Below are 5,510 nucleotides of genomic sequence, written 5' to 3' on the forward strand. Positions count from 1 at the left end.
AAAGAGTTTGCCCCAGAACTTGGTCATGCGCAGATAGGTTTCATCACCGGTCTGCACGTAACGGGTCTCCATGTATGCCACCAAAACGGAAAGCCCCAGGGTCAGGGGGACGAACAAAAAATGGAACATGGTGGCGGCGGCAAACTGGAGCCGGGATAACATGACAACGTCCATACCAAATCCTCCTTGAACCGATGGCAGCAACCAACCCACGGGGTCGGCTGCCCTGGACACAGTGGATCATTTGTGGTGTTCATTCAGGCGGTCCCAACCCTTCAGGCGCCCTTTAAGTCAGTCAGCCCGGCATTGGGGGGTGGAACCCAAGGTGTTGCAGTGATAATGGGGCGGCAAACCGAACCGGCGGCAGGCTAAGCGCCCCCATCTAACGTGCACTGGGTGAAGTCGATGGGCTTGCCGCATTTGGCGCAGGTGTGGTTTTTGTTGAACTCGTCCGAGAAGATCTCTTTGCTCTCGCCGCATTCAGGGCACTTGCAGATAAAGGATTTCAGGGTTTTGAACGTCTGGTAGCCGGGGCAATGTTGGGGTGTGGACATGACATCCTCCTTTTGCAATCTGGGATAGGGTGTTGGTGGTGAACCGTTGACATCGATGGTCAGGGCAATTTTTCGGCAATCTCCCGTCCGTAATCCTGGGCCATTTTTAGGCCACCGCCCAGGTTGGCCGACTTGAGCCGCAAGGGAATGCTCACCATTTTCATTTTGAAAATGTTTTTCATGGTCTCGAAAATGCGGTCCGGGGCCTCGCCGCTCCACCCAAAAGCGCCGAAGGCGCCGCCCACCTTGCCTTCGAGCTCGGCCTTTTCGGCCAGGAACAACAGGGTTTTCATCCCCTGGACCATATCCCCGTGGTAAGTCGGAGAGCCGAACACCACGGCATCGAACCCTTTGAGGTCTTCCTCTTTTTTAATCTCGGTCACTTTGGCCACATTTGCTTCATGGCCAGAGAAGCGAATCCCTTCGGCGATGAGATTGCCGATTTTTTCGGTTTCGCCGGTGCGTGTGGCATACACGATGAGCGCTTTTGCCATTTCCTGCTCCCTTTCTTCCTATTTGATTCTGGGATCCTTGCCTTCGTACTGGCAGTCGGGCGTGTAACAGGTGTTGTCCAGAAAATCACATTTTTCCTTGCATGACGGACATTTCTCAGGCGGCCTGTCCGCCTGCAGTTCATATCCGCAATTTCCGCATTTCCAGCTACCCATGAGGACCTCCTTGTGGATGTTGATCCGATTTACGGGAGGCGGCAGCCGGGGGGCGCCGTCTCCCGTATCCTCAAATCATCGGGGCTACGCTTTCCACAACCCGTGAAGGTTGCAGTATTCTCTGGCGGAAACCGATGCCGCATCGATTTTGAACACGGCTTCGGGCGTCTTGCCCGGGTCGAGAAACTGGAAGTAGGATTTGCCGTCCGCGATCAGCTCGACCCATTGGATCCAGTGTTTCTCCTCCATTGGGTGGGCGACACTGCCCACTTTAACCTTATAGCCGCCGTCGATCTTTTCGACCACCGGCACATGTTTTTCCTTGGCCGCATCGACCGTGTTCTCGGTCATCTTCTTCATGGGCTGACCGCAGCAGACCAGTTCGCCGGCGCCGCCGACGAGCACCTGAACGATGTTTCCGCAAAGATCGCACTTGTAAACCTCATATCTCTCCGCCATCTTTTTTCTCCTTTTCTAAGTTAATCAAACGGTTAATCGTGGGATCGCACCGGTTACCAATTCTCTCCCAGAATTTCAAAATGGGCCTGAGGGTGCGCACAGGCCGGGCACATCTCGGGGGGGGTGGTGTCTTCATGGAGATAACCACAGTTGCGGCAGCGCCAGGTGACGCTTTGCTCTCTGTTGAACACCCGCCCGGTTTCGATGTTGGCTTTGAGGTCCAAATAGCGCTTTTCGTGCTGCCGTTCAGCCACGGCAATGGCCTCGAAAATGAAGGCCACATGATCCAAGCCCTCTTCACGTGCGACATTGGCAAATCCGGGATACATGGTGGTCCATTCGTAGTTCTCGCCGCCGGCCGCTTCTGCGAGGTTTTCGACGGTGGTGCCGATTACCCCGGCCGGAAATGCGCCGGTGATCTCCACGTCGCCCCCCTCCAGCAGTTTGAACAGCCGCTTGGCATGCTCTTTTTCCTGATTGGCGGTCTCTTCGAAAATGTCTGCAATCTGTACAAAACCTTCTTTTTTGGCCTGCTTGGTGAAATAGGTGTAGCGGTTTCTCGCCTGTGATTCACCACAAAAAGCCGTCACAATGTTCTTCTCCGTCCGTGTTCCTTTAATCGATGCCAAGCGTTTTCCTCCTTTAACGATGTTTAGGGTTTAGCATGTAGACGCCGATCGTGTATCAGCACCCTTCATCCCACCAGCCTTTGGCGATGTGGTTGCGTTTCTCCACTTCGGCCAGTTGCTTGATTTTGTAACCCGAGTCGCGAAGCATGCCGTAAAGAATGCCGCATCCGGTGTCCTCACGGTCGTCGTCGCCTTCGTCGGCCAGTTTGATCATGCGTTCGGCCAGATGAATGACTTGTCTGAGATGGTGGTCACACGGTTTCACGGGTTGACGCTCTCCGAAGGGGTTGGGTGTCGCCGGCCGGTCAGGCAGCGCCGACAGCATCACTACTTGGGAATATCAAGATACGTGCCAAAGTCTCGGTGATGGTTAAGTTGCCAAGCAAACTTGACGGCCTCGGAATCAGTCCGATCGCTGCGTTACGCTTCATCCCTCGTCACTGCGGAGTACCGTAAGTACACCTCATTCCTCGGGATTCTCAAGCCTTAATCTCGGTCTTTTTACGAAGCCGTCTGAAATGCGACTTTTTATGAGCGCATCAAACTCAAGAAAATACTCGAAAGACGCTTCTAATGCGCCCCTGGGCCGCCCATCGTACTGGTTGGCTTGCAAATCCGCGTGGTAAGGGAGGCGTCCGGGATCTCTGGTGATGATTGATTGACACGCCCGTGATGGAAGGTCTCATGTTTTCGCGATACATAGTTGTCTCGTAAGACAGGACACGTGGGACGGTTTCGTCGTTCATGGGTTATTGAATTGCCTGCAGTGCATCCACCATATCTTTCAGGTCGGGGCGCCGATTGATATTGGAAACGGAAATGAAGCGAATGGTTCCGGCCTTGTCGATGATGAACAGCGCCCGCTCGGCGGTTCCGTCCGCGCGCAGCACGCCAAACCGCCCCGCCGCTTCACCGTGGGGCCAGAAGTCCGACAGGACGGGAAACCAGAGATCTCCCATCTGCCGGGTCCAGGCATGCAGGGTGGGCAGATTGTCGACGGTGATGCCGAGCAGGACCGCATCGTGCCGCTCGAAAATGTCTCTGACAATATTGTAGCCGGGCCATTGATCCGAGCAAACCGGCGTCCACGCGGCAGGAACAAAGGAGATCACGACGTTGTGGGTTCCCCGGTATTGCCCCAGGGAAATGGTTTCACCCGTCAGGGCCGGCAGCGAAAATGGCGGCGCCGGATCGCCGACTTCGACCTTCAACACGCTGTCCACCGGCTTGAGCCGGCCGGGATCATAGATCATGGTTTGCATGATTGTTTCCTGGGCGCCGCATGGGCCAGCAACGATCGCAGCCAACAGCATGGCGGCGCACCCCATTACGTGCTTCAACAGCTTACCATCGTTTATCGATTCTACCATAGTTGAAATTCCATTCGAGTCATTTCAACATTTATTTGGCGATTTGACCAACCGGTCTTTTTGAGACCGGCGCGGGACGGTGTGGTGTATTGGAAACGTGACAATCAGTCCAGGCTCAAAAAGCCGTTCAGGCGGTTGATGAAGGTTTCCACCTTGTCCATGTTTCCGGCACCGGTCCACAGGACCCGGCCCCTGTCGCTCGGCCCGATGTCGGCGATGATGAAAAACGGGGTGCGGACCTCACCCACTGATTGATGGACGACAAAGTTTTCGTCGGGGAACAGGGGAAAGGCGATCTGATAATGTTTGCGAAAATGATCGACTTCATAGGCGGAATTACCGACCCCGATCCCGATCATTTTCACCCGGCCACGCAAGGCCTCCGACGCTTCGATGGCCTGATACAGGCGGTTGACGGCCGGTGCCTCCCGCTGGCAGTGGGGACAATACATGCTGAAAAACTCGATGATGAGCAGCTGTCCGGCGATGGTCGAGGGATCGAAGCTGCCGCCTTCGGTGATTCCCAGATAGGCGCGCACCTCAGTTGTTTCGGGAACGTCCAGGCGAATGCCAACCAGCCGCTGCCCAACCACTGGCGTCTTCTGCGCCAATACCATAGCGGGCAGGGCGAACATGACCAGAGCGAGTGCCAGTTGCAGGCAATGGGTTCTCATCAGATTGCCTTTCTTTCAAATGGTTTCCGCCCAGTGTTCGACAGGATGGATAAGCGTATCAGGTGCGAACGTGGCACACTGGTGTCTCAGGCAACAGCCGAAACACCAAAAACAGAGGAGGGCCTTGGGAAGCGTTGGAGCCATTCAGCCCAGGGCGCCCCCCGTTGTTAAAACGACAGACCATCACGACCGGTTACGCGGTGGCGATCAGACGGCGGCTGAGCAGGTTGATGTGGGACATCTCCTCCTTGATGATGCCGTCCAGGCGGGACCGGCCCAAGCCATCCGGAACCAGGTCTTTCATGCCCAAATAAAATACAATCGAATCTTTTTCAGCCAGGATGGCGGCTTTCAGAATGGCCTGCAGGGATTGGGTATCGATCTCCTTTTCGAAAAAGATGCGGGTGTCGGCAAGGGCCTTGAGGTACGATGCGGCCTCGCCTCCCGGATCAAATACGGTCGATGTTTTCTCTGATTCTGTGAGCTTTTTTCTCATGGTGGAAAAGGTTTTTTCGTGGCTGTCTTCCATAGCAGCCAGGTCCGAGAGAAAATTTTTAGCGTCCGGGTCTTGGACGTCTGCGGCGGCCTTTCTATAGAAGACGGCGCCGTTTCTTTCGATCTGCTCAGCCATCTCAAATACATCATCCGCGTTATAATCGTAGCTCATGGTAGGATCTGCCTTTCTTTCCCGACCTCGGGGTGTCTCAACATGGGTATTGACCAGAAACGATGGTATCCGGTAAATGCCCACTTCAACGGTGTACTGTCAACCTAAAAAACAACGAAACGCCCGGCGGGTCAGGCCTTTCCTTCCTTTAGGCGGCACTCGTCGTCCCACTCCGGGCAGGCGCTTTTGCGTTCGGCTTCGAATTGGAGCATGCATTCACCGCATTCCAGTTCAATGTTCGGCGCATCTCCATAGCGTTCCTTGAGCTCTTCTTTGGACAACACCTGCGCAAAGCTGCACCCGCATTGGGGACAGGCGGATTTGATGTGGTATCGTTTATGACCCATGAATAGCCTCCCGGTAATTTGAAGTTTATGAAATATGACTTATCATAACAACAAAAGCAATATCAATGCCATCGGCTGAAGCGTGTTTTTTTGCCCTGGCATGTTTATTGATGTTATGATGCATGCAGCAGCTCGCTGCTAC

General features: G+C 54.6%; 11 protein-coding genes. All 11 read right to left on the bottom strand.

The window, feature by feature from the left end; genetic code table 11:
* The coding region (locus tag ABYV26_RS19575; RefSeq protein ID WP_372683051.1) for a cytochrome ubiquinol oxidase subunit I at nt 1-174 on the bottom strand (174 nt) is incomplete at its 3' end.
* A 194-nt stretch (nt 175-368) separates the two neighbouring features.
* A complete protein-coding gene (locus ABYV26_RS19580) occupies nt 369-554 on the bottom strand; it encodes a hypothetical protein (RefSeq protein WP_372683042.1) in 186 nt (61 codons plus the stop codon).
* Nucleotides 555-613: 59 nt separating this feature from the next.
* Nucleotides 614-1,048, bottom strand: coding sequence for a flavodoxin domain-containing protein (locus ABYV26_RS19585; RefSeq protein ID WP_372683043.1), 435 nt, complete (start codon nt 1,046-1,048; stop codon nt 614-616).
* 18 nt (nt 1,049-1,066) lie between these two features.
* Entirely contained in the window at nt 1,067-1,222 is a 156-nt protein-coding gene (locus ABYV26_RS19590; RefSeq protein ID WP_319259024.1) for a rubredoxin-like domain-containing protein, read from the bottom strand.
* Between the two features lie 84 nt (nt 1,223-1,306).
* Nucleotides 1,307-1,681, bottom strand: a complete 375-nt coding sequence (locus ABYV26_RS19595; RefSeq protein WP_372683044.1) for a desulfoferrodoxin — start codon at nt 1,679-1,681, stop codon at nt 1,307-1,309.
* Between the two features lie 53 nt (nt 1,682-1,734).
* Nucleotides 1,735-2,310, bottom strand: a complete 576-nt coding sequence (rbr, locus tag ABYV26_RS19600) for a rubrerythrin (RefSeq protein WP_372683045.1) — start codon at nt 2,308-2,310, stop codon at nt 1,735-1,737.
* Between the two features lie 55 nt (nt 2,311-2,365).
* The gene (locus ABYV26_RS19605) at nt 2,366-2,575 is read right to left on the bottom strand and encodes a hypothetical protein (RefSeq protein WP_372683046.1); all 210 of its coding nucleotides are present in this window, start codon (nt 2,573-2,575) and stop codon (nt 2,366-2,368) included.
* A 484-nt stretch (nt 2,576-3,059) separates the two neighbouring features.
* On the bottom strand, nt 3,060-3,680 hold the full coding sequence (locus tag ABYV26_RS19610; protein ID WP_372683047.1) for a peroxiredoxin: 621 nt from the start codon (nt 3,678-3,680) through the stop codon (nt 3,060-3,062).
* A gap of 104 nt (nt 3,681-3,784) precedes the next feature.
* Nucleotides 3,785-4,354, bottom strand: coding sequence for a peroxiredoxin family protein (locus ABYV26_RS19615; protein ID WP_372683048.1), 570 nt, complete (start codon nt 4,352-4,354; stop codon nt 3,785-3,787).
* 193 nt (nt 4,355-4,547) lie between these two features.
* Nucleotides 4,548-5,021 carry a ferritin family protein gene (locus ABYV26_RS19620; protein WP_372683049.1) on the bottom strand — a complete coding sequence of 158 codons (474 nt, stop codon included), beginning with the start codon at nt 5,019-5,021 and terminating at the stop codon, nt 4,548-4,550.
* Between the two features lie 131 nt (nt 5,022-5,152).
* Nucleotides 5,153-5,368, bottom strand: a complete 216-nt coding sequence (locus tag ABYV26_RS19625; RefSeq protein ID WP_372683050.1) for a hypothetical protein — start codon at nt 5,366-5,368, stop codon at nt 5,153-5,155.
* Nucleotides 5,369-5,510 lie beyond the last annotated feature (142 nt).

This window comes from Desulfosarcina sp. (assembly GCF_041551955.1).
Classification (GTDB): Bacteria; Desulfobacterota; Desulfobacteria; order Desulfobacterales; family Desulfosarcinaceae; genus Desulfosarcina.

Coding starts and splice junctions, on each gene's coding strand:
- ABYV26_RS19580 (WP_372683042.1), bottom strand. CDS start 554: ATGTCCACACCCCAACATTGCCCCGGCTACCAGACGTTCAAAACCCTG.
- ABYV26_RS19585 (WP_372683043.1), bottom strand. CDS start 1,048: ATGGCAAAAGCGCTCATCGTGTATGCCACACGCACCGGCGAAACCGAA.
- ABYV26_RS19590 (WP_319259024.1), bottom strand. CDS start 1,222: ATGGGTAGCTGGAAATGCGGAAATTGCGGATATGAACTGCAGGCGGAC.
- ABYV26_RS19595 (WP_372683044.1), bottom strand. CDS start 1,681: ATGGCGGAGAGATATGAGGTTTACAAGTGCGATCTTTGCGGAAACATC.
- ABYV26_RS19610 (WP_372683047.1), bottom strand. CDS start 3,680: ATGGTAGAATCGATAAACGATGGTAAGCTGTTGAAGCACGTAATGGGG.
- ABYV26_RS19615 (WP_372683048.1), bottom strand. CDS start 4,354: ATGAGAACCCATTGCCTGCAACTGGCACTCGCTCTGGTCATGTTCGCC.
- ABYV26_RS19620 (WP_372683049.1), bottom strand. CDS start 5,021: ATGAGCTACGATTATAACGCGGATGATGTATTTGAGATGGCTGAGCAG.
- ABYV26_RS19625 (WP_372683050.1), bottom strand. CDS start 5,368: ATGGGTCATAAACGATACCACATCAAATCCGCCTGTCCCCAATGCGGG.